Here is a 20951-nt window from a genome sequence, read left to right on the forward strand (position 1 = left end):
AGGCCGAAGATGTACGACCCCACAGTCGCCCGACTTACCTACCGAGCCCTGCTCGGCCGTCGCCGGGCTCTCATCCTGGGCGCCCTGCCCCTGCTGCTGATCGCGATCTCCGTCGTGGTACGCGGCCTCGCGGGCGCCGACGACCAGACGGCCTCCGACCTGCTGGGCGGGCTCGCGCTCGCCACGATGGTGCCGATCATCGGCGTCATCGCCGGTACGGGCGCGATCGGACCGGAGATCGACGACGGCTCGGTGGTGTACCTGCTGTCCAAGCCGCTGAAGCGGCCGACGATCATCTTCACCAAGCTGATCGTGGCGATCGCGGTGACCATGGTGTTCTCCGCGCTGCCCACCCTGATCGCCGGCTTCATCCTCAACGGCAACGGCCAGCAGATCGCCGTCGCCTACACGGTCGCGGCCCTGGTCTCCTCCATCGCCTACGCGGCACTGTTCCTCCTGCTGGGCACGGTGTCCCGGCACGCGGTGGTCTTCGGGCTGGTGTACGCGCTCGTCTGGGAGGCGCTGTTCGGCTCCCTGGTGCCGGGCGCGCGCACGCTCAGTGTCCAGCAGTGGTCGTTGGCCGTCGCCCACAAGGTCGCCGGCGGGGACCTGGTCACCTCGGACGTCGGACTCACCACCGCGACGGTGCTGTTGATCGCGGTGACCGTGCTGGCCACCTGGTACGCGGGACAGAAGCTGCGGTCGCTGACGCTGGCCGGAGAGGAGTGACGGCTTCCTGAGGGGGGCGCCCGGTTCCTGTGAGGGCGCCCCTGGTTTTGACGGAGGCTTCACCTCTGTACGGGCACACTGGGCAAAACGGAATGCTGGGCTGAGAGGAACGGGGATGGCAGACAACTGGGACGACCTCGTCCTGGACGACGACTTCATACGGTCCGCCGAGTCGACCGAGCCCTCAGCCCGGGCCCGCATGCTCGCCGCCCGCTGGCGCAACGAGGAGCCGGAGCCCCAGCCGTGGCGCTCCGACGAGCCGCCCGCCGGGTGGTTCTTCAGCAAGGGGCGCCGCCGACGGTGGCGGCGCCGCTGACCTCGTACGGCCGATTTATTCGGTGGCGTCCAACTCGTCGTACAGGCACAGTGGTTGTGTCCACACCGCCGGACGTCGACTCCGGCGCCACGTTCTGGGAGAGGAGCCGGGCGATGTCCATGCACGACAGTACGTCCAGCTCCCGTCAGGGCAGCCCGCGGCGGGCTCCGGTGTAGTTACCCCACCGTCGAACCCGCTCCGCACACGGAGTTGCCCGGGGCGACCGCTTCGAGCACGCGATGTCGCTCTCGCGTGGGTCGCCCACCCGGAGGATTGGCCGAGTGGTAAGGCACTGGCTTGCTAAGCCTTGGTCGGGGGTCACACCCCGCGCACGTTCGATCCGTGCATCCTCCGCAAGTCCCGAGCGCTCAGGCGCAGAGAACCACGAAGCTCAGGCGAGCAACCGCTCCAACACCACCGCGATCCCGTCCTCTTCGTTGGACGACGTCACCTCGTCCGCCACCGCCCGCAGTTCCTCGTGTGCGTTGGCCATCGCCACGCCCCGGGACGCCCACGCGAACATCGGGATGTCGTTGGGCATGTCACCGAAGGCGATCGTGTCCGCTGCCTTCAGCCCCAGCCGCCGGGCCGCCAGCGAGAGGCCGGTCGCCTTCGACAGGCCCAGCGGCAGTAGTTCGACGATGCCCTCGCCCGCCATTGCGACCGTGACGAATCCGCCCGCGGCCTCGCGGGCCGCGTCGGCGAGCTCGTCGTCGGACAGCTGAGGGTGCTGTATGTAGATCTTGTTCAGCGGGGCCGCCCAGAGGTCGGACGCGTCCGTGAGCGGGGTCGACGGGAGGGTGCCGGTGACCGCGTAACCCGGGCCCACCAGCACCTCGCCCTCCAGGCCGTCACGGCTGGCCGCCAGATACAGCGGGCCGACCTCCGCCTCGATCTTGGCCAGGGCCACGCCCGCCAGCTGCCGGTCCAGGGTCACCGACGTCAGCAGGCGGTGCGCCCCGGCGTCGTACACCTGCGCGCCCTGGCCGCAGACCGCGAGGCCCTCATAGCCGAGGTCGTCGAGGATGTGCCGGGTCCACGGGACCGCGCGGCCGGTGACGACGATATGCGAGGCGCCCGCCGCGGTGGCCGCGGCGAGGGCGTCACGGGTGCGCTGCGAGACCGACTCGTCGGAGCGCAGGAGCGTTCCGTCGAGGTCGGTCGCGATCAGCTTGTACGGGAACGGTCCGGAGGGAGACGCGGCGCTCACTTGGCGACCGGCTCCAGGACCTCCCGGCCGCCCAGGTACGGGCGCAGCACCTTCGGCACGTACACGGAGCCGTCGGCCTGCTGGTGGTTCTCCAGGATCGCCACGATCGTGCGCGGTACGGCGCACAGCGTGCCGTTGAGCGTCGCCAGCGGCTGCACCTTCTTGCCGTCACGCAGCCGCACCGACAGCCGACGGGCCTGGAAGCTGTCGCAGTTGGAGGCCGACGTCAGCTCGCGGTACTTGCCCTGGGTCGGGATCCACGCCTCGCAGTCGTACTTGCGGGAGGCCGACGCGCCCAGGTCGCCCGAGGCCACGTCGATGACCTGGAAGGGCAGCTCCAGGCCGGTCAGCCACTGCTTCTCCCACTCCAGGAGGCGCCGGTGCTCGTTCTCCGCGTCCTCGGGGGCGACGTAGGAGAACATCTCGACCTTGTCGAACTGGTGCACGCGGAAGATGCCGCGGGTGTCCTTGCCGTACGTGCCGGCCTCGCGGCGGAAGCACGGGGAGAAGCCGGCGTAGCGCAGCGGCAGCTTCTCGGCGTCGAGGATCTCGTCCATGTGGTACGCCGCGAGCGGGACCTCGGAGGTGCCGACCAGGTAGTAGTCGTCCTTCTCCAGGTGGTACACGTTCTCCGAGGCCTGGCCGAGGAAGCCGGTGCCCTCCATGGCGCGCGGGCGGACCAGCGCCGGGGTCAGCATCGGGATGAAGCCGGCCTCGGTGGCCTGCGCGATCGCCGCGTTGACCAGCGCCAGTTCCAGCAGGGCGCCGACACCGGTGAGGTAGTAGAAGCGCGAGCCGGACACCTTGGCGCCGCGCTCGACGTCGATCGCGCCCAGCGCCTCGCCGAGCTCCAGGTGGTCCTTGGGCTCGAAGCCCTCGGCGGCGAAGTCACGGATGGTGCCGTGCGTCTCGAGGACGACGAAGTCCTCCTCGCCGCCGACCGGGACATCGGGGTGCACGAGGTTGCCGAGCTGGAGGGCGAGGCGCTTGGTCTCCTCGTCGGCCTCCGTCTGCTCGGCGTCGGCCGCCTTGACGTCGGCGGCGAGCTGGCCCGCCTTCTTCAGCAGCTCGGCCTTCTCGTCGCCGGAGGCCTTGGGGATGAGCTTGCCGAGCTGCTTCTGCTCGGCACGCAGCTCGTCGAAGCGGACGCCGGACGACCTGCGCCGCTCGTCAGCAGACAGGAGAGAGTCGACGAGCGCGACGTCCTCTCCACGGGCGCGCTGGGACGCGCGCACACGGTCGGGGTCCTCACGGAGCAGGCGAAGGTCAATCACGCGGTCAAGGCTACCGGTGCGGGGATACGGCCCACGACTCACCATTCCCAGCCGTTCCGAAATGAGGCTTACGTTCCGTCATGAGGGAATTGCCGAGCGTGTCAATAAAAAGTGTCTCACTCCCTGGGACGAGGGAGGCTCCGGGCGCCGGGTTGACCTGATTCCCTTGTGGGGAACGGGACTTGGCGCCGGGTTGTCCACAGCGATCCACACCCTCTCCAGAGTTATCCACAGGGTGTGTGGATGATCTGTGGACTTCGGAATTGATCAATCCGAAACGTGGCCGTGAACCCAAGGATTCCCAGGGCAAACCGCATTTACCCTCACTTTCGAGTGTAAATGGGTCACCCCAAAGGATTGCTCAAAGGAAAAGAGTGGACGAAGGGTGATGTGCACGCCGGTGAACCCGAGGGAGGGCTGAGGGCCGATTTGTCGACAGGGTCACGCTTCACTGTCGACTTGTCCCCAGGTCGAGAAGCAAACCTGTGGATAACTTCTGTGGATAACTAAAATCTGCAGGTAAGACCGGGGTCAGAACCGGCCGTCCTGGCAGCGCGCCACCCAGTCCGAGGCCGCGACGAACGCCTCGTCCGAGGTGCCGAGCCGCGGTGCGCTGATGTCCTCGACGCCCACGTCCGCGCGCGGGTACGAGCCGAGGAAGCGCACTTCCAGGCAGATCCGCTTGAGGCCCATCAGCGCCTCGGCCACCCGGCGGTCGGAGATGTGGCCCTCGGCGTCGATGCAGAAGCAGTAGTTGCCGATGCCGGCGCCGGTCGGGCGGGACTGCAGCAGCATCAGGTTGATGCCGCGGGTGGCGAACTCGCCCAGCAGATCGCGCAGACCGCCGGGGTGGTCGTCGCGCTGCCACAGCACGACGGACGTCTTGTCCGCGCCGGTCGGCGCCGCGGGCCGGGCGGGCCGGCCGACCAGCACGAAGCGGGTCTGCGCGTTCTCGGCGTCGTGGATCCCGGTCTCCAGGGCCTCCAGGCCGTACCGGGCGGCGGCGAACTCTCCGGCGAACGCGGCGTCGTACTGGCCCTCCTGGACCAGGCGTGCGGCGTCCGCGTTCGAGGCGGCCGACTCCCAGTGGGCGTCCGGGAGGTTGTTCTTGAGCCAGTTGCGCACCTGGGGCTGGGCGGCCGGGTGGGCGGAGACCGTCTTGATGTCCGACAGCTTCGTGCCCGGCCTGACCAGCAGCGCGAAGGTGATCGAGAGCAGCACCTCGCGGTAGATCATCAGCGGTGCGCCCGCGACGAGTTCGTCGAGGGTGGTGGTGATGCCGCCCTCGACGGAGTTCTCGATCGGCACGAAGGCGGCCTCGGCCTCGCCGGCGCGGACCGCGTCGAGCGCGGACTGCACCGACACGTACGGGATCAGTTCCCGGGTGGCTGCTTCGGGAAGGGTGCGCAGGGCGACTTCGGTGAAGGTGCCCTCGGGGCCGAGATACGCGTAGCTCGCTGGCATGACCTCACCCTAATGGGCTTGCGGAACCGGGGCTCACGCATCTCACGACAGCCTCTCCCGACCGGCTCCGAACCGGCGGGGTCTCACCCCTCCAGCAGCCGCTGCCCCACGTACTCTCCCTTCGCGGCCCCGCCCGGCACCGCGAACAGGGCGCTCGCCTCGTGCCGGATGTACTTCGACAGGGCGTCGCCGCGGTCGAGCTTGCGCTGGAGGGGCACGAAGCCGCGCAGCGGGTCGGCCTGCCAGCAGACGAAGAGCAGACCGGCGTCCGGGACACCGTCCGCGTCGAAGCCGTCGTGGTACGAGAACGGGCGGCGCAGGATCGCCGCCCCGCCGTTCTGGTCGGGCCGCGTGATGCGGGCGTGGGCGTTGATGGGGACGACGTACTCGCCCTTGGCGTCCGCCTTGTCGAGGTCCATCGCGGTTGTCTCGGAACCGCCGGACAGCGGCGCCCCGTTGGACTTCCGACGCCCGATGACGTTCTCCTGGGCCTGGAGCGACAGCTTCTCCCAGTCGTCGAGGAGCATGCGGATGCGGCGTACGACGGCGTAGGAGCCGTTCGCCATCCAGGACGGGTCGCTCGAGCCGGACGCGGGCACGAAGATCCGCTTGTCGAAGTCGGAGTCCGTCGGCTTCGGATTGCGGGTGCCGTCCAGCTGGCCCATGAGGTTGCGGGCCGTCATGGGGTGGGCCGTGGCGCCCGGTGTGCGGTTGAAGCCGTTCATCTGCCAGCGGATGCGGGCCGCGCTGCCCGCGTCCTTCTGGATCGCGCGCAGGGCGTGGAAGGCGACGAGGGCGTCGTTGGCGCCGATCTGCACCCACAGGTCGCCGTTGCAGCGCGCCTTGTCGAGGTGGTCGGAGGAGAAGTCGGGCAGCGGGTCGAGGGAGACGGGCCGCTGTTTCTCCAGGCCGGTGCGGGCGAAGAAGGTGTGGCCGAAGCCGAAGGTGAGGGTGAGCGAGGACGGGCCGGCGTCCAGGGCGACGTCCGTGTCGTCGTGCGTGGCCGCCTCGCCCGTCATCAACCGCTCGGCCGTGGCCGACCAGCGGCGCAACAGGGCTGCCGCCTCCTTGCGGCCCGCGCCCGCTGCCAGGTCGAAGGCGACGAGGTGGCCCTTGGCCTGGAGTCCGTCGGTGATGCCGGGCTGATGTTTCCCGTGAAACATTGCCATGTCCGCGCCGAGGGAGCTGAGCGGAGTGGCCTCGGAGGGCGCGGCGGCATAGCCCACGGCCCCACCGGCCGCGCCGAGGACGAGGCCGGTGGCGCCTGCGGTGCCGAGCAGCTTCCGCCGCGAAATGCCGTCCCCGGAAGGCGTGTTCCGGGAGGCGGTGTCCTGGGGAGGCGCCTCGGGAGTGGGTGCTTCCGGGATGGACTGGTCAGCCATGGTGCGGTTCAGCCGATCTGCGCGTTCTTGGAGACGGTCACCTGGTCGATGTCGGAGGTCCGCACGGTCACGGCGACCTTCCAGTCGCCGGCCATGGGGATCTGGACCCCGTTCGCCGTCCAGTGTCCGGTGGTGACGTGGTCGGGGTTGACGGGCAACGGCCCGATCTTCTTGGCCTCGAGGGTGAAGGCGACCTTCACCTCGGGGACGTCGAAGGCGCGGCCGTTGGGCCGCTGGACGTAGACGTGCATCTCGTTGCCGCCCACGCGCGCGGGGTCGAGGTCGACCGAGACGACGCCCTTGCCGTCCGTGCCGCCCGTGTCGAAGGACATGGTCAGCGTGAGCGCCCCGGACGACGAGTCGGCCGTGGAGGAAGAAGAGGACGAGGAGGAGGCGGCCGCCTTGGCCTCCTGTTCGGTGCGTCCGGGCTCGGTCTGGGTCAGCACGGTGGTGACGGCGAGCAGGACGACGGCGACGCCGGCCTCGGCGAGCACGGTGCGGCGCAGTCCGAACCGGTCGGGGTCGGCGTCGCGCTGCCGCTTCTGGCGGGTGGTGTCGATGGCGGCCTGCTGCCGGGCGAGTTGTGTGGCGCGCTTGGAGTCGCCGCCGGATGCCGGGCCGCCGGAGGTCTTGGCGGACGCGGACTTCTTGGCCGATGCGGCACCGGCGCGGGCGGCGGCGTGCTCCTTCTCGCCCGAAGCGGCGCCCGATGCGGCGTCGTCGGCGGCGCCCTTCGCCTTGCGCGGCTTCGCGACGGCCGTGTCCGCCAGCCGTGCCGTCCACCGCCGCGAGATCGAGGCGATGCCCACGAGCAGCGCCACGAGCCCGATCTTGACGAGCAGCAGCTGCCCGTACGCGGTGTCGGTGAACGCCGACCAGGAGCCGAGCTGGCGCCACGACTGGTAGACGCCGGTCGCGACCAGCGCGAGGACGCTGTAGAACGCGACCTGCGAGAAGCGCCGTACGGCTGTCGACTCGATCGGGGTGTCGGAGCGGTACAGCGCCACGAGGAGCGCGGTGAGCCCGCCCAGCCAGGCGGCGACGGCCAGCAGATGGACGACGTCGACGGGCATCGCGACGCCGGGCTGGAGCCCGGTGGAGGCGTGCTCGGCCATGGCCCAGCTCGCGGCGAGACCGGCGGCCACGACGAATCCGCCGATCGCCAGCCCGAAGGTCAGGTCCCGCTTCTCCTCGTCCTCCCGCTTGTCGTACGCGCCGAAGAGCACGGCGATGAACAGTGCCGCAGCGGCGAGCAGCAGCAGCCGGGAGACCAGTGCCGCGCCCGACTTGGTCTGCAGCACCTGGCTGAGCAGGTTCAGGTCGAAGATGTCGCCGACCTTGCCGGTACTGGTGTAGGAGCCGCGCAGGAGCAGCAGCAGCAGGGTCGCCGAGGTGAGCGCGAGCCACCCGGAGACGACGAGCCGCTGCAGGGCCTTGACGCCCGAGCCGCGCTGCCAGCAGGCGAGTACGAAGGCGGCGCCGCCGACCATGACGATGAAGCCGGCGTACGACACATATCGCCCGAATCCGTACAGCCAGCCGACGACCCCGCCGCCGACCTCCTGGCCGGAGGCGGCGACGGTGGTCTTGGAGGGGGCGCCGATCGAGAAGGTGAATGCGCCGGCGACGGGGTGGCTGTCCGCCGACACGACCTGCCAGGCCACGGTGTAGGTGCCGTCGGCCAGGCCGCTCTTGAGTTGCACGGCGTACGTCGTGCCGCTGACGTCGGTCGGTTTGGCGTTGTCGACGCGCTTGCCCTTGGGGTCGAGCACGCGCACCGAGTCGCCGGACGTGGCGACCTTCTCGGAGAAGGTGAGCGAGACCTGGGTGGGTGCCTTGTCGACCACCACCCCCTGTGCGGGGTCGCTGCCGGTCAGCGCGGCGTGCGCGGAGGCCGGTGCGGCACCGGCGAGGAGCGCTCCGACGACGGCCAGGAACAGCAGCACCAGGGTCCGCACACGGCGGGGGGTGATGGTCTGCGTCACGGTGGTCTCCCTCAGTGGCCGGTCGCGGGGTTGTACGTGGCCGACTTGACCGGCATCTCAACCTTGATCGGGCCGGACTTGGCGAAGTGCAGTTCGACGGTGACCGTCGCGCCCTGCTTCAGCTTCCGCTTCAGGTTCTCGAACATCAGGTGATTGCCGCCGCTCTTGAACACGAGTTGACCATGTGCGGGGACATCGAGGGACTCGACCTCCTCCATGGACTGCCCGACGGTCGTGTGCATGGTGACGCTGCCCGCCGCGCCGCTGGTGACGGAGGTCAGCTCGTCCTTGGCGCCGCCCTTGTTGGCGACGGTGAAGAAGCCCGCGGCCATCTCGTCCGTCACCGGTTGGGGCATGTAGGAGGCGCTGACGGCCAGTTCGGGCTTGTCGTCGCCGGAGCCGCCGCAGCCGGCGAGGGCGAGGGCACCGGTCATCACCAGAGCAGTGGGGGCGAGCCGCCTCACGGGTTCTGCCCCTTGACGATCTTGGGGAGATCCTTGGTGTAGTCGTCGACGTTGGTGTCCTCGCCGTAGAGGACGTAACCGCCGTCGGTCTTCGGCGAGAAGGCGATGACCTGGGTGCCGTGCACCGAGACCGTCTTGCCGGTCTTCTTGTCCTTGTGGGTCGGCTCGATGGAGATGCCGAGGGTGCGGGCGCCGGCCTGGATGGTGGAGAAGTCGCCGGTCAGGCCGATGAACTGGGGGTCGATGCCCTTGAGCCACTTGCCGAGTTCGGACGGGGTGTCGCGCTTGGGGTCGGTGGTGACGAACACCACCTGAAGCTTGTCCTGCTCGGCCTTGGGCAGCTGCTTCTTGGCGACGGCGAGGTTGCTCATCGTCGTGGGGCAGATGTCGGGGCAGTGGGTGTAACCGAAGTAGATCAAGGTCGGCTTGCCCGCCGTTTCCTTGCGGAAGTCGTACTTCTTGCCGTGCGTGTCGGTGAGGACGAGGTCCGGCTTCTCGAAGGGCTTGTCGAGGATCGTCGCGGCCTTCTGCGAGGTGTCCTCGGAGACCACGGCGACGGGCGAGTTGCTGTCGTCGCCGCTGCCGCAGGCGGAGAGGGTCAGGGAGGCTGCGGCGAGCAGAGCGGCCGCGGCGAACGTCTTCTTGCGCATAGAAAAATGTCCCAGATGTGAAAGATCCGGTGTGCACCGGGGTCGGACGGCGGGGCGCAGGCCCTCGTACGAGGGTGTACGCGGCCGAACGACTCCGGTGCACACGGCGGACGAAACTCAGGCGTTGGTGCGTCGACGGCCGGCGAGCACGCCGTACGCCACGCCCAGTGCGCCGACGACGATGCCCACGACGCCCAGCACGCGCGCGGTGGTGTCGCTGCTGTCGGCGGAGACGGAGGTGTCCGCGGCGGTGTTCTCGGTGTCCTTGGAGTCGTCACTGGCCTCTTCGGTGCCCGACGAGCCGTGCGAGTGCTCGCTGTCGGAGGCGGCGGACAGGGCGAGGACCGGGGCCGGGTTCTCGGGCTCGTCCTCTCCTTCCTTCGTCTCCTCGATCCAGCGCACGACCTCCTTGTTGTCGTACGTCTGGAGTGCCTTGAAGACGAGCTGGTCGGCGTCCTCGGGGAGGGTGCCGACGGAGACCGGGAACTTCTGGAAGAAGCCGGGCTTGATGCCGTCGCCGCTCGCGGTCCAAGTGATCTTGGAGACGGCCTCGTTGATCTTCTCGCCGTGCATCTCGATCGGCTTGGCCAGCTTGGCCTTGGTGACCTTGATGTCCCAGCCGTCGATCGGCTCCGGCATCGCCGAGGCCAGCGGGTGGTCGGTCGGGAAGCTGACCTCGAGCTTGGTGGTCGACGCGTTGTCGCGCTCGTTGGGGACCTTGAAGTCGACGACTGCGTAACCGCCCTTGGCGGCCGTGCCCTCGGGCTGCACGCTGACGTGCGCGAAGGCGGGCGAGGACAGGACGACGACGGCAGAGGCGGCGACGGCGCCGGTGGCGGCGAGACGGGAAGCCTTCATGAACGGGTGCACTCCACTTCGAGTGAGGTCTGGTGCTGAAGAGGGGTACGCGTGCGTGGAGATGACCTGCCGGTCAGCAACGGGCACGCGCGCGTGCCGCACGACGGCGGCCCCTCGACCCCGGAATCACGGAGTGGCGGTCGCGTCGCGTCAGGCGGCGATGACGAGTGCGGCGGCGGCCGGCGGGCCGCGCCTGATCACCGTGTGCTGGAGTGCGCAGCCACGGGGCTTCGGCGGCTCGAACAGGGCGGTGCGCGGTGGTCGCGGGCTCGCATCGGGCGCGCCGGGGAGCCCGGCACGCAGGGCGCGTACCAGCGCGAGCGCCCCGCGCAGGGAGCGTACGAGCGCCCCTTCGGCGACCGAATGCGCCGACAGCGCGGACAGTTCGACGAGCCGCAGCAGGGCCAGGTCTCCGCGGCGCAGCAGCCAGCCGGCGGCGATCGCCGCGAGGACGTGGCCGAGCAGCATCGGCAGGGACGGCAGCAGCGAGGCCGGGGACGTCGCGGTGGTGGAGACGGCGTCCGCCGGGTGGTGCATGGAGCTCATGTCCATGGCCGTGTCCGGGGAGAGCCGGGCGTCGGCGAGGATCCTGCGGGCCTGGGCGGGGCTGATCGCCGCCGCGGTGGTCCCGCACACGAGCCGCGCGGCCCGCTCGACCAGGGAGGCGTCGGACATCGACGGCATCGACATCCCGCCGGCCGACGTCGTGTGCTGCCCCAGCCCGAACAGCGTGTGCAGCACGGTCTGCCCGCCCGCGAGCAGCGCCGCGATCCCCGGCAGCGAGCGTGCGCGTCCGGCGAGCGGCACCACGACCAGGGCGGTCCCCACGAATCCCGCGCCCAGCGTCCACAGCGGCACCGTGGCGCAGGAGGCGAGTGTGTGACCGGCCGCGGCCAGCACGACGCAGACCGCGGCGAACACCGCGGCCCTCAGTATCCGGAGATCCCTTCCGGAGCGCGCCGTGCGCTGGTGGGGGGCAGTCATGGCGGGCTCATCATCGCACTGGCCTTATGGGTGCCATACGGCAGGTCCGCAAGATGCCGTACGAACCGGAAGGTCACTTTCTGGTACGAACCGCCCGTACATACGCCGTTTCCGTTCCGGTGCATACACCGATTCCGTTCCGGACGCATCGCCCATATGGGCGGCATCACGTCAACTCCGTGCTTACACCCGGCCACTCGCGGCAATAAGAAACGGTATGTCGAGTCGCGGCCGGGAGGCTGGAGCATGAGCATCTGGTGGTCACTCCATCTCCGGCGTGAAGCTGCGAGCGTCCCGCTCGCCAGACGCCTGCTGCTCGGCACGATGGAGACGGCGGGCGTCGACCCCGACATCTCCTACGACCTCTCCGTCGCCCTCAGCGAGGCCTGCGCGAACGCCGTGGAGCACGGCGCGGTCGGCGCCCACGGCGCGCCCTCGGAGGCGTACCGGGTCACCGCCTACCTCGACGGCGAGAAGTGCCGTATCGAAGTGGCCGACTCCGGCCCGGGGTTCGCGGCCGCCCTGCCGCCGCGTCCCGCCCGCCCCGACGCGGAGCACGGCCGGGGGCTGGGCCTGATCCGGGAGCTCGCCGACCACGTCCACATCGGCAACAAGCCGGGGCGGGCCGGCGCGGTGGTGAGCTTCGACAAGATCCTCAAGTGGCGGGAGGACGCACCGCTGATGGCGGTGTGAAGCACGCAAAGCTCAAACAAAGCCCCGTAACCACCCGGCGGTAACCGGAACTTCAGCTTCCTCAGCATTCACAGCTCCTTCCAAGGCCCGCCATACACCCCTGACGGCCGGCGTCCATACGTTCCGGATCATGACGGGAAACCACAGAGACAAGTCGATCAGCCGGCGCCGCGCCATCGCGGTGACCGGCGGCACGGTCGCGGCGGGCGGGCTCGCCGTCGCCGGTTACCAGTCGGCGTTCGCCGACACGACCACGGACGCCGAGGCCACCGCGTCGGCCACCTCCACCAGCAGCGAGTGCATGACGCTGATGACCAGCGTCACGGAGGGCCCCTACTACCTCGACGGCGCGCTCGTGCGGAAGGACATCACCGAGGGCAAGGCCGGCGTCCCGCTGACGCTGCGTCTGACGGTCGTCGACGCCACCGACGGCTGTACGCCGGTCTCCGGCGCGGCCGTGGAGATCTGGCACTGCGACGCCTGGGGCTACTACTCCGGCTACACCACCGCCAACCCCGGCGGCTCCGCGCCCGCGGAGAGCGAGGAGGGCGACTCCGCGAACGACAACACCTATCTGCGCGGCTACCAGGTCGCCAACGCCAACGGGGTCGTCAAGTTCGAGACGATCTTCCCGGGCTGGTACACCCCGCGCACCTGCCACATCCACGTGAAGGTGCACACGGGCGGTGAGAAGGAGGACGGCACCTACGAGGGCGGCAAGGTCAACTACACCGGCCAGCTCTTCTTCGCCGACGACATCGCCGAGGAGATCTTCACGCTCGAGCCGTACTCCAAGCACACCGGCAGCTACACCGTCCTCGCCGACGACATGGTCTACGACGGCGGCGGCGCCTCCAGCGGTCTGCTGACCCTCAAGGCCGTGCACAAGAAGGACCCGTCCAAGGGCTACAAGGGCTTCCTCACCCTCGGCGTCGACCCGGACGCCGAGAGCACGGGCGCGGGCAGCGGCGGCGGTGGCACCCCGCCGAGCGACGCCCCGACGGGTACGCCGCCCAGCGACGCCCCGAGCGACAGCGCCGGCCCCTCGGCCTCGGCGTCCTCCTCGTAAGGCGCGGCCATGAGCAGTCGCGAGGACGAGACGCTCGCGCAGGCCGCCGTGACGGCGCTGACCGGGCAGCTGGCCCTGGCCCCCAAGCCGGGCCTGCCCGACCCACGTGACCTCGGGGTACCCGCCGGACGTCGAGATCACTGTTCCCTGCGCTGGTCGGCCAAGGCGCTGGCGCCCGGCCTCGCGGCGATGGCCGCCGCCGCCCGCCGCACCGGCGAGCCCACCCCGCAGCTGCGCGCGGAGCTGGGCTCGATCGGGCGGTCAACCGAGCACGCGGTGGGCCTGGCGGGCGGCGGCCACCGGGGCGCCCTGTGGGCGCTCGGCTTCCTCGTCGCGGCGGCCGCCCTCGACCCCCGCGCCGGGGCTCGGGACGTGGCCGCCGCCGCGAAGAAGATCGCCGCCTTCAACGACAAGGGGGCCCCGCGAAGGCCCTCGCGCGGTTCGTCGATCTCCGCGAAGTACGGTGCCGCCGGTGCCCGGGGCGAGGCTCGTGCCGGATTCCCGCACGTACGGCGGGCGTTGGACGCGCTCGCCGCGGCCCGCTCGGCCGGCGCCACCGAGGCACAGGCACGGCTGGACGCCCTGCTCACCGTGATGTCCACCCTCCAGGACACGGAACTGCTGTACACCGCGGGCCCGTTGGGGCTGCGGCACGTCCAGGCGGGCGCCCGGGGAGTGCTGGAAGCGGGCGGTGCGGCGACCGAGGCGGGCGCGCGGGCGCTGGTGGCGCTGGACGCCGACCTGCACGCGCGCGCGTGGAGCCCGCGGGGGAGTGCGGGCCTGCTCGCGGGAGCCCTGTTCCTGGACTCCCTCCCCCTCAGCGCACAAGCGCGGGCTCGGGCTGCCTGACGGCCCGGTCCGACCGGCCGGCGGCCCTGCGCGCCGCCGGCCCCATCGCGTACGACGCCACCACCGTCGCGCCGCCCAGCAGCAGCCACCCCGGCGTCCCCCACCCCACCAGCAGTGACGTCAGCACGAGCGGCCCCAATGTCCGCGCCACCGTCACACCGGTCCCGAAGAACCCCTGGTACTCGCCCACCCGGTCGGCCGGCGCCAGGTCGAAGGACAGCTGCCAGGAACCCGCCGACTGCCCCATCTCGGCGACGACCTGCAGCACCGCCCCGGCCACCAGTGCGCCCACCGCCACCCACGGCGACGCACCGGCCGACAGCGCGAACACCGCGCACGCCGCGAGCATGACCCACCCCGACCGCCGCACCGCACGCGTGGCGGACGCGAGCCCGGTGACACCTCGCGCCATCCGCACCTGGAACACCATCACCGCCCCGGTGTTGAGGACGAACAGTGCGGACACCAGCCAGGCCGGCGCCGCGGTCCGCTCCGCGATCCACAGCGGCAGCCCCAGACTGAGCAGCGGCATCCGCAGCAGCAGAACGGTGTTGAGCAGCGCGACGACCGCGTACGGCCGGTCGCGGAGCACCCCGCGCGCGTCCCGCTTCCGTACGGCCACGGGCGCCACCGCCGGCAGTCGCGACAGCACGCCCGCGCACACCAGGAAGCTCACGGCGTCCAACGCGAACACCGCGAGATACGCCGCCCGTGTCCCGGCCTGCAACGCCAGCCCGCCGAGCCCCGCGCCCACCGCCAGCCCGGCGTTGAGCGTCGACTGCAGATGCGCGAGCAGTCCCGTCCGCTCCCCGGCCGCCACCAACCCCGCCAGCAGCGCCTGCCGGGCCGCCGCCAGACCCGACTGCGCCGTCGCGTAGGCGCAGGCGGCGAGGACGAACGGAACGAACCCCCGCACCACCAGGAACGAACCGACCGCCGCCGCAGTTCCCAGCGCCAGCAGTACGGCCGTCCCACGAGGCCCGCGCCGGTCGGCGAGCCGCCCGAGCGGCACCCCCGCCACCGACCCGACCGCCCATGCGACGGTCAGCCCGAGCCCCACGCGCGCGGGGGCGAGCCCGACGACGTGCGTGAAGTAGAGCGCCGAGGTCACGTAGTAGGCGCCGTCGCCGATCGAGTTCGTCAACTGGGCGAGAGCCAGGACGCGTTGGGGGCCCGCGGGCGGGACGAGGCGATTGGTCATGCCTACGACGCTAGAAGCACATTGGGCCGACGGGCAGACCCAATGGGCGAGCCTTTCGCTGGCCCAATTCAGCTCGCCGAGCCCCTGATTCAGCGATCGCCCAGCCCTGGTTCAGCTGTCGACCAGCACCTTCCCCAACACTTCCAGCGCCTCCGGATAAGCCCGCTCCCGCGGCGTCCCGTACCCGACGACGAGCCCCTGCGGGCGTCCCTCACCGGGCGTGTGCCAGTGGTCGCCCAGGTGTCCGACGGCGAGTCCCTCGGCCTCGGCCCGCTCCAGCACGGCCGCCTCGTCGGCGACCTCCACGAGCGCGTGCAGCCCGGCGGCGATCCCGCGCACGGTGTGCCGGCCGCCGACCCGGTCCAGGAGCTGGTCCCGGCGTCTGCGGTATCTGAGCCGGCACGCGCGCACGTGACGGTCGTATGCATGGCTGTCGATGAGCTCGGCGAGTGCCAACTGGCCGATGGACTCGGTGTGGTGATCGCTGTGCAGCTTGGCGTCGGCGACCGCGTCGACCAGGTGCGGCGGCAGCACCATCCAGCCGAGCCGCAGCGCGGGCCCGAGCGTCTTGGAGGCCGTACCGAGGTAGACGACCTGCCCGGGCGCCATCCCCTGCAGCGCCCCGACGGGCTGGCGGTCGTAGCGGAACTCCCCGTCGTAGTCGTCCTCGACGATCAGCCCGCCACGCGCGCGTGCCCAGTCCGTGAGCGCCCGCCGCCGCTCGGGGTGCAGTGTGACGCCGGTCGGGTACTGGTGGGCGGGGGTGACCACGACGGCCTTGAAGTCGCCCAACTCCCCTGCGCACAAACCCCGTTCGTCCACCCGCACCGGCACCGGACTCCCCCCGTTGCGCCGCACCACCTCCCGGTGGAACGGCAGCCCCGGGTCCTCCATGGCGATCTCGGCGCCGTCCAGCACGCGCGTGAGGAGCGCGAGACCCTGCACATACCCCGAGGTGATCACGATCCGCTCGGGCGGCGCGATGACACCCCGCGCCCGCCCCAGGTACCCCGACAGCGCCGTACGCAGCTCGATACGGCCACGCGGATCCCCGTAGTCGTACGCAAGCAGCGGCGCGGTGGCGATGGCCCGGCGCAGCGCCCGCAACCAGGCCGCCGCCGGAAACGCCCCCACGTCGGGACTCCCCGGCCGCAGATCAAAACGCGGAGTACGCGCGCGTGCCGCCGCCTCCGGCGCATCGGCGTCAACGGACGGCAAGGAGGCGACCTGGGTCCCCGACCCCTGCCGAGCAGTCAGATACCCCTCGGCGACGAGCTGGTCGTAGGCGGCCTTGGCGGTCCCTCGCGAGACGCCGAGTTCGGTGGCGAGCCGCCGGGTGGCGGGCAGCCGCGTCCCGGGCGCCAGCCTCCCGTCCCGCACAGCATCCCGAAGGGCCCGCTCGAGCCCGACCCGGCGCCCGTCACCGTCATCGGTCTCCAGATGCAGATCGACACCGACACCGGACCAGAAGTCGTCCACGACGACCCTCCCCCTAGGTTCGTGATTCCAGGCACGTGAATGGCCGGGCACCTCACTGGTACCCGGCCATCCGGCTCGTATCAGCCCTTGAGCGAGGCCATCCACGCCTCGACCTCGTCCGAGCGCCTGGGCAACCCGGCGCTGAGGTTCCGGTTCCCGTCCTCGGTCACCAGAATGTCGTCCTCGATCCGAACGCCGATCCCCCGGTACTCCTCCGGCACCGTCAGATCGTCGGCCTGGAAGTACAGACCGGGCTCAACCGTGAGAACCACCCCGGGCTCCAGCGTCCCGTCGACATACGACTCCACCCGCGCGGCAGCGCAGTCGTGCACGTCCATCCCGAGCATGTGCCCGGTCCCGTGCAGCGTCCAGCGCCGCTGCAGCCCCAGCTCCAGCACCCGTTCCACGGGCCCCTCGACCAGCCCCCACTCGACGAGCCGCTCGGCCAGCACACGCTGGGCGGCGTCGTGGAAGTCCCGGTACTTGCCGCCCGGCTGCACGGCCGCGATCCCGGCCTCCTGAGCGTCGTACACGGCGTCGTAGATCTTCTTCTGGATCTCGCTGAAGCGCCCGTTGATCGGCAGCGTGCGCGTGACATCGGCGGTGTAGTACGTGTGCGTCTCGACGCCCGCGTCAAGGAGCAGCAGTTCACCGGAGCGCACCGGCCCGTCGTTGCGCACCCAGTGCAGCGTGCACGCGTGCGGCCCGGCGGCGGCGATCGTGCCGTAGCCGACGTCGTTGCCCTCCACGCGCGCGCGGAGGAAGAACGTGCCCTCGATGTAGCGCTCGGAGGTCGCCTCCGCCTTGTCGAGGACCTTCACGACGTCCTCGAAGCCACGCACGGTCGAGTCGACCGCCTTCTGCAGCTCACCGATCTCGAACTCGTCCTTGACCAGCCGCGCCTCGGAGAGGAAGACCCGCAGCTCCTCGTCGCGCTCGGCGGTGACCTTGTCGGTCAGGGCGGCCTCGATGCCCGCGTCGTAGCTGCGCACCACCCGCACCGGACCGGTCGCCTCGCGCAGTGCGTCCGCCAGCTCGCGTACGTCGGAGGCCGGGATGCCGTACAGCTTCTCCGCCTCGGTGAGCGAGTGCCGGCGGCCGACCCACAGCTCGCCCTGGCCGGAGAGCCAGAACTCGCCGTTCTCCCGGTCGGAGCGCGGCAGGAGGTAGATCGTCGCGTCGTGGCCCTCGGCGTTCGGCTCCAGGACGAGGACGCCGTCCTCGGTCTGGTTGCCGGTGAGGTACGCGTACTCGACCGACGCCCGGAAGGGGTAGTCGGTGTCGTTCGAGCGGGTCTTGAGATTGCCCGCCGGGATCACCAGTCGCTCACCGGGGAAACGCGCCGAAAGCGCGGAGCGCCGCGCGGCGGTCTCGGCGGCCTGGGCGATCGGCTGCAGGTCGTGCAGCTCCGTGTCGGCCCAGCCGGACTTCATGCTCTCGGCCAGCTCGTCGGACACGCCCGGGTACAGGCCGTTCTTGCGCTGCTTGATCGGCTCTTCGCTCTCTTCCGGGGTCTCCGGGGTGAGCTCCTCCGCCACGGTCATCCTCCTCGATACGGCACTGGACCCCCTCCATCGTACGGTCGTACGGAAGGGGGCCCAGGGCCGGAAGACCTGTTACCCGTGACTACTCGAAACGCGCGGCCAGCAGGACCACGTCCTCCTCGCCGTCCGCCGCGTCCAGCCCGTCCGGCAGCACCGTCCGCAGCACCTGGTCGACGATCGCGTCGGGGTCGTGCCGCAGTGCCCTCGGCACGCCGGCCGCCGCCGCGTGCAGCCGGGCGAAGGCGCGGTCGGTGGCGTCGCCGGTGCGGTGCAGCAGGCCGTCGGTGTACAGCAGCACCGTCTCGCCGGGCTCCACTTGGAACTCCACGCTCGGCGCCTCCCAGCAGGCGAGCATGCCGAGCGGCGCGGAAACCGACGTCTCCACGAACTCGGTGCGCCGATCGCCGATCAGCAACGGCGGGCTGTGCCCGGCACCGGCCAGCGTGATCTTGCGCAAAGAGGGCTCGCAGTACGCGAAAAGGGCGGTCGCGGAGCGGGCGGGCTCGGTGAGGCGGAGCAGCAGCTCCAGGTCGGACAGGACCGCGACCGGGTCCTCGCCCTCCATCACGGCGTACGCGCGGAGCGAGGCCCGCAGTCTTCCCATCGCGGCGACCGCGCTCGGCCCGGAACCGGTCACGGAGCCGACCGCGAGGCCCAGCGCCGCGTCCGGCAGCGGCAGCGCGTCGAACCAGTCGCCGCCCCCGCGCGGGCCGGTGCGGTGCCGGGCGGCGAGCTGCACTCCGGCGACGCGGGGGAGCCGGGACGGCAGCAGCTCCTCGGCCATCGTCGCCATGCACGCGCGCGTACGCTCCAGCTCGACCAGCCGGGCCAGGTGTTCACCGGCGTAACGGGCGTACAGCCCGACCAGGTGCCGCTGGCGCTCGACCGGCTCGGCGGGCTCGTCGTACAGCCATACGGCGGCGCCGAGACGGTCGGCGGACTCGGTGGCCAGGGGGAGCGCGTAGCAGGCGGCGTAGCCGAGGCGGGCGGCCACCTCGCGGTGCCGGGGGTCGAGGCCGTCCTCGGCGAACAGGTCCGGCTGCGCGATCTCACCGTCCGCGCCCGGCAGTCCGTCCAGGATGCGGCCGTACGACATGGCGCTGCGCGGCACGGTCTCGATGTGACCGAGGTCGGCGCGGGCGAGGCCCAGGCCGATCGTCGTGTCCGGACCGAGCCCGTCGCCCGGTTCCAGCACGACGAGACCGCGCCGGGCGCCCACGAGGGCGGCTCCGGCGTGCAGCAGTTCGCTCAGGGCGTCGGCGAGTTTGTCCGTGCGGGCCAGGCGTTCGGTGAGTTCGTGGAGTGTCGTGAGGTCGGAGACCCAGCCGGCGAGCCGGTCCTGGAGCAACGCCCCCGGTGGATGCGGCGGGGAGACCGGAGAGGTGCCCGAGGTGTGGGGCGCGGGCGCGACAGTGTGTGCGGGCGAGGGAACCGTTGAATCGATTCCGGCCACTTTCGGAGCGTGAGGGGCGTTCATGGCGTCCGGCTTTCCGACCGGTGCGTATTGCTCAAAAGCATCGCAAACCCCCATGTCATTCTGCGCCGCTAGCAGTGTCTCCACATGTACACGCACTCGTGAGGGGATGTCCAGCATTGTCCTGCCGGGATTCCTGGTGTCCATGGGCTACCAGTGGTCCCCTTGCCAAAAAGCAAAGTTGGCTTAAAACTGACTCGGGTAACGGGGTATTGCGGTCGACTGGCCTTGCTCCACAGAGCGTCACAGCGGTCGTGATGGGTACGTACTCGGAGAAGGCCAGGGGTGGTTGACAGCCACCCGGAACCTGGTGACCGACCCGGGCGTCTTAGCCACCGACGACCGCGCCCCATCCTCCCGTGGCGGAGGCGAAGAGAAATACGCGGGACGGCAAAACGCCAGACTTCGCCACCCCCACGCCACGCCCATGCTTTTGATGGATGCAGCATGGACGAGGCTGCCGCGGATGCAGTCAACGTTCGGCCCATAGGGGTTCCCCTTGCCTCAGGCAGGGGTGTGATGCGCCAACAGGTACGCACAGTGAAGTGATCGACACACGATGTGATGTGGCCCCCACGGTGTTGCCAGCGGTGCAACGGAAAGGAACGAGCGCTCATGCGCGAGATCCTCGGAAAGCGACGCAGGCTCCTGTCCAAGCGCAGCGACGGAAGGCCTGAGTTGATCAGCGCGGCCCTGACCTTCGCGACGGAATGGCAGTGGCCCGTACTCCCGGGTGTGGCGGCGGACCCGCAGGGGCGTTCCCGCTGCGGCTGCCCGGACCCCGAGTGCACGGTGCCCGGCGCGCATCCCTTCGACCCCGGCCTCCTCGCGGCGACCACCGATGCCCGCATGGTGCGCTGGTGGTGGGCCAACCGGCCCGCCGCGCCGATCGTCCTGGCCACCGGCGGCAAGGCCCCCTGCGCGGTGAGCCTGCCGGCGCTCGCCGCGTCGCACGCCCTGACCGCGCTCGACCGCATGGGCATGCGCCTCGGCCCGGTCGTGGCCTCGCCCAGCCGCTGGGCGATCCTGGTGAAGCCGTACTCCATGGAGCAGTTGGGCGAGCTCCTCTACGCCAAGGACTTCGTCCCCGGCTCCCTCCGCTTCCACGGCGAGGGCGGCTACCTGGCCCTGCCCCCGTCCGAGACCGGCGAGGGCGAGATCCGCTGGGAGCGCGCTCCGCTGCCCGGCTCCGCCTCCCCCTGGGTGCCCGACGTCGAGCCCGTGGTGGACGCCGCGGTCGAGGCCCTCACTCGTACGGGTGTGAGCGCGCCCGAGTTGTAGGGGTGTCGGGCGCGCACGGAACGGCGCGCCCGGATGCGGTCGTTA

The 20951-nt window shown here is 70.8% G+C and carries 19 protein-coding genes and 1 tRNA gene; 7 read left to right on the plus strand and 13 right to left on the minus strand.

Going from position 1 to position 20951, the window contains the following annotated elements:
- Positions 1-9 precede the first annotated feature (9 nt).
- The 3 genes from ACFY1L_RS34980 (at position 10) to ACFY1L_RS34990 (ending at position 1399) form a co-directional block, all read left to right on the plus strand.
- Positions 10-729, plus strand: coding sequence for an ABC transporter permease subunit (locus tag ACFY1L_RS34980; protein ID WP_222812275.1), 720 nt, complete (start codon positions 10-12; stop codon positions 727-729).
- Between the two features lie 115 nt (positions 730-844).
- Positions 845-1045, plus strand: coding sequence for a hypothetical protein (locus ACFY1L_RS34985; RefSeq protein ID WP_388833207.1), 201 nt, complete (start codon positions 845-847; stop codon positions 1043-1045).
- 267 nt (positions 1046-1312) lie between these two features.
- Positions 1313-1399, plus strand: a tRNA-Ser gene (locus tag ACFY1L_RS34990).
- Between the two features lie 37 nt (positions 1400-1436).
- Here ACFY1L_RS34990 and ACFY1L_RS34995 read toward each other — a convergent pair.
- The 9 genes from ACFY1L_RS34995 to ACFY1L_RS35035 all read right to left on the minus strand — a co-directional run bounded on the left by ACFY1L_RS34995 (position 1437) and on the right by ACFY1L_RS35035 (position 11316).
- Positions 1437-2255, minus strand: coding sequence for an HAD family hydrolase (locus ACFY1L_RS34995; RefSeq protein WP_388833210.1), 819 nt, complete (start codon positions 2253-2255; stop codon positions 1437-1439).
- Positions 2252-3529, minus strand: a complete 1278-nt coding sequence (gene serS, locus ACFY1L_RS35000; RefSeq protein WP_388833213.1) for a serine--tRNA ligase — start codon at positions 3527-3529, stop codon at positions 2252-2254. Before serS ends, ACFY1L_RS34995 begins: the two co-directional genes overlap by 4 nt.
- 531 nt (positions 3530-4060) lie before the next feature.
- Entirely contained in the window at positions 4061-4993 is a 933-nt protein-coding gene (gene pheA / locus ACFY1L_RS35005; RefSeq protein ID WP_388833216.1) for a prephenate dehydratase, read from the minus strand.
- Between the two features lie 83 nt (positions 4994-5076).
- Positions 5077-6375, minus strand: a complete 1299-nt coding sequence (gene efeB, locus ACFY1L_RS35010) for an iron uptake transporter deferrochelatase/peroxidase subunit (RefSeq protein WP_388833219.1) — start codon at positions 6373-6375, stop codon at positions 5077-5079.
- An 8-nt stretch (positions 6376-6383) separates the two neighbouring features.
- Entirely contained in the window at positions 6384-8360 is a 1977-nt protein-coding gene (locus ACFY1L_RS35015) for a copper resistance CopC/CopD family protein (protein ID WP_388833222.1), read from the minus strand.
- Positions 8361-8371: 11 nt separating this feature from the next.
- On the minus strand, positions 8372-8794 hold the full coding sequence (locus ACFY1L_RS35020; protein ID WP_388833641.1) for a copper chaperone PCu(A)C: 423 nt from the start codon (positions 8792-8794) through the stop codon (positions 8372-8374).
- 26 nt (positions 8795-8820) lie between these two features.
- On the minus strand, positions 8821-9474 hold the full coding sequence (locus ACFY1L_RS35025) for an SCO family protein (protein ID WP_388833225.1): 654 nt from the start codon (positions 9472-9474) through the stop codon (positions 8821-8823).
- Positions 9475-9591: 117 nt separating this feature from the next.
- Entirely contained in the window at positions 9592-10332 is a 741-nt protein-coding gene (locus tag ACFY1L_RS35030) for a YcnI family protein (protein ID WP_388833229.1), read from the minus strand.
- Between the two features lie 150 nt (positions 10333-10482).
- Positions 10483-11316: a hypothetical protein gene (locus ACFY1L_RS35035; RefSeq protein ID WP_388833232.1), complete on the minus strand. Its 834-nt coding sequence runs from the start codon at positions 11314-11316 to the stop codon at positions 10483-10485.
- Positions 11317-11562: 246 nt separating this feature from the next.
- Between ACFY1L_RS35035 and ACFY1L_RS35040 the strand changes: the two genes are divergently transcribed.
- The 3 genes from ACFY1L_RS35040 (at position 11563) to ACFY1L_RS35050 (ending at position 13927) form a co-directional block, all read left to right on the plus strand.
- Entirely contained in the window at positions 11563-12009 is a 447-nt protein-coding gene (locus ACFY1L_RS35040) for an ATP-binding protein (protein WP_388833235.1), read from the plus strand.
- 130 nt (positions 12010-12139) lie between these two features.
- Positions 12140-13078: an intradiol ring-cleavage dioxygenase gene (locus ACFY1L_RS35045; protein WP_388833239.1), complete on the plus strand. Its 939-nt coding sequence runs from the start codon at positions 12140-12142 to the stop codon at positions 13076-13078.
- 9 nt (positions 13079-13087) lie between these two features.
- On the plus strand, positions 13088-13927 hold the full coding sequence (locus ACFY1L_RS35050; protein WP_388833242.1) for a triphosphoribosyl-dephospho-CoA synthase: 840 nt from the start codon (positions 13088-13090) through the stop codon (positions 13925-13927).
- Here ACFY1L_RS35050 and ACFY1L_RS35055 read toward each other — a convergent pair.
- The 4 genes from ACFY1L_RS35055 to ACFY1L_RS35070 form a co-directional block, all read right to left on the minus strand.
- Positions 13896-15128 (minus strand): MFS transporter, encoded by a 1233-nt coding sequence (locus ACFY1L_RS35055; protein ID WP_388833245.1) that lies wholly within the window; start codon positions 15126-15128, stop codon positions 13896-13898. The genes ACFY1L_RS35050 and ACFY1L_RS35055 overlap by 32 nt on opposite strands.
- A 111-nt stretch (positions 15129-15239) precedes the next feature.
- Complete coding sequence (locus tag ACFY1L_RS35060; protein ID WP_388833248.1) at positions 15240-16607, minus strand: PLP-dependent aminotransferase family protein; 1368 nt, start codon at positions 16605-16607, stop codon at positions 15240-15242.
- An 80-nt stretch (positions 16608-16687) separates the two neighbouring features.
- A complete protein-coding gene (locus ACFY1L_RS35065; protein WP_388833251.1) occupies positions 16688-18145 on the minus strand; it encodes an aminopeptidase P family protein in 1458 nt (485 codons plus the stop codon).
- A gap of 88 nt (positions 18146-18233) precedes the next feature.
- Complete coding sequence (locus ACFY1L_RS35070) at positions 18234-19745, minus strand: PP2C family protein-serine/threonine phosphatase (protein WP_388833644.1); 1512 nt, start codon at positions 19743-19745, stop codon at positions 18234-18236.
- A 495-nt stretch (positions 19746-20240) separates the two neighbouring features.
- Between ACFY1L_RS35070 and ACFY1L_RS35075 the strand changes: the two genes are divergently transcribed.
- Positions 20241-20906, plus strand: a complete 666-nt coding sequence (locus ACFY1L_RS35075) for a bifunctional DNA primase/polymerase (protein ID WP_388833254.1) — start codon at positions 20241-20243, stop codon at positions 20904-20906.
- The last annotated feature ends 45 nt before the right edge of the window (positions 20907-20951 follow it).

Origin of the sequence: Streptomyces sp. NPDC001663 (assembly GCF_042893105.1) — a bacterium.
Classification (GTDB): Bacteria; Actinomycetota; Actinomycetes; order Streptomycetales; family Streptomycetaceae; genus Streptomyces.

Excerpts from the sequence above, each read along its gene's own strand:
- ACFY1L_RS35030 (WP_388833229.1), bottom strand. The coding sequence starts at position 10,332 with ATGAAGGCTTCCCGTCTCGCCGCCACCGGCGCCGTCGCCGCCTCTGCC.
- ACFY1L_RS35040 (WP_388833235.1), top strand. The coding sequence starts at position 11,563 with ATGAGCATCTGGTGGTCACTCCATCTCCGGCGTGAAGCTGCGAGCGTC.
- ACFY1L_RS35055 (WP_388833245.1), bottom strand. The coding sequence starts at position 15,128 with ATGACCAATCGCCTCGTCCCGCCCGCGGGCCCCCAACGCGTCCTGGCT.
- ACFY1L_RS35075 (WP_388833254.1), top strand. The coding sequence starts at position 20,241 with ATGCGCGAGATCCTCGGAAAGCGACGCAGGCTCCTGTCCAAGCGCAGC.
- ACFY1L_RS35050 (WP_388833242.1), top strand. The coding sequence starts at position 13,088 with ATGAGCAGTCGCGAGGACGAGACGCTCGCGCAGGCCGCCGTGACGGCG.
- ACFY1L_RS35025 (WP_388833225.1), bottom strand. The coding sequence starts at position 9,474 with ATGCGCAAGAAGACGTTCGCCGCGGCCGCTCTGCTCGCCGCAGCCTCC.
- ACFY1L_RS35070 (WP_388833644.1), bottom strand. The coding sequence starts at position 19,745 with ATGCTGGACATCCCCTCACGAGTGCGTGTACATGTGGAGACACTGCTA.
- ACFY1L_RS35020 (WP_388833641.1), bottom strand. The coding sequence starts at position 8,794 with ATGACCGGTGCCCTCGCCCTCGCCGGCTGCGGCGGCTCCGGCGACGAC.
- ACFY1L_RS34980 (WP_222812275.1), top strand. The coding sequence starts at position 10 with ATGTACGACCCCACAGTCGCCCGACTTACCTACCGAGCCCTGCTCGGC.
- ACFY1L_RS35045 (WP_388833239.1), top strand. The coding sequence starts at position 12,140 with ATGACGGGAAACCACAGAGACAAGTCGATCAGCCGGCGCCGCGCCATC.
- efeB (WP_388833219.1), bottom strand. The coding sequence starts at position 6,375 with ATGGCTGACCAGTCCATCCCGGAAGCACCCACTCCCGAGGCGCCTCCC.
- ACFY1L_RS34985 (WP_388833207.1), top strand. The coding sequence starts at position 845 with ATGGCAGACAACTGGGACGACCTCGTCCTGGACGACGACTTCATACGG.
- ACFY1L_RS35035 (WP_388833232.1), bottom strand. The coding sequence starts at position 11,316 with ATGACTGCCCCCCACCAGCGCACGGCGCGCTCCGGAAGGGATCTCCGG.
- pheA (WP_388833216.1), bottom strand. The coding sequence starts at position 4,993 with ATGCCAGCGAGCTACGCGTATCTCGGCCCCGAGGGCACCTTCACCGAA.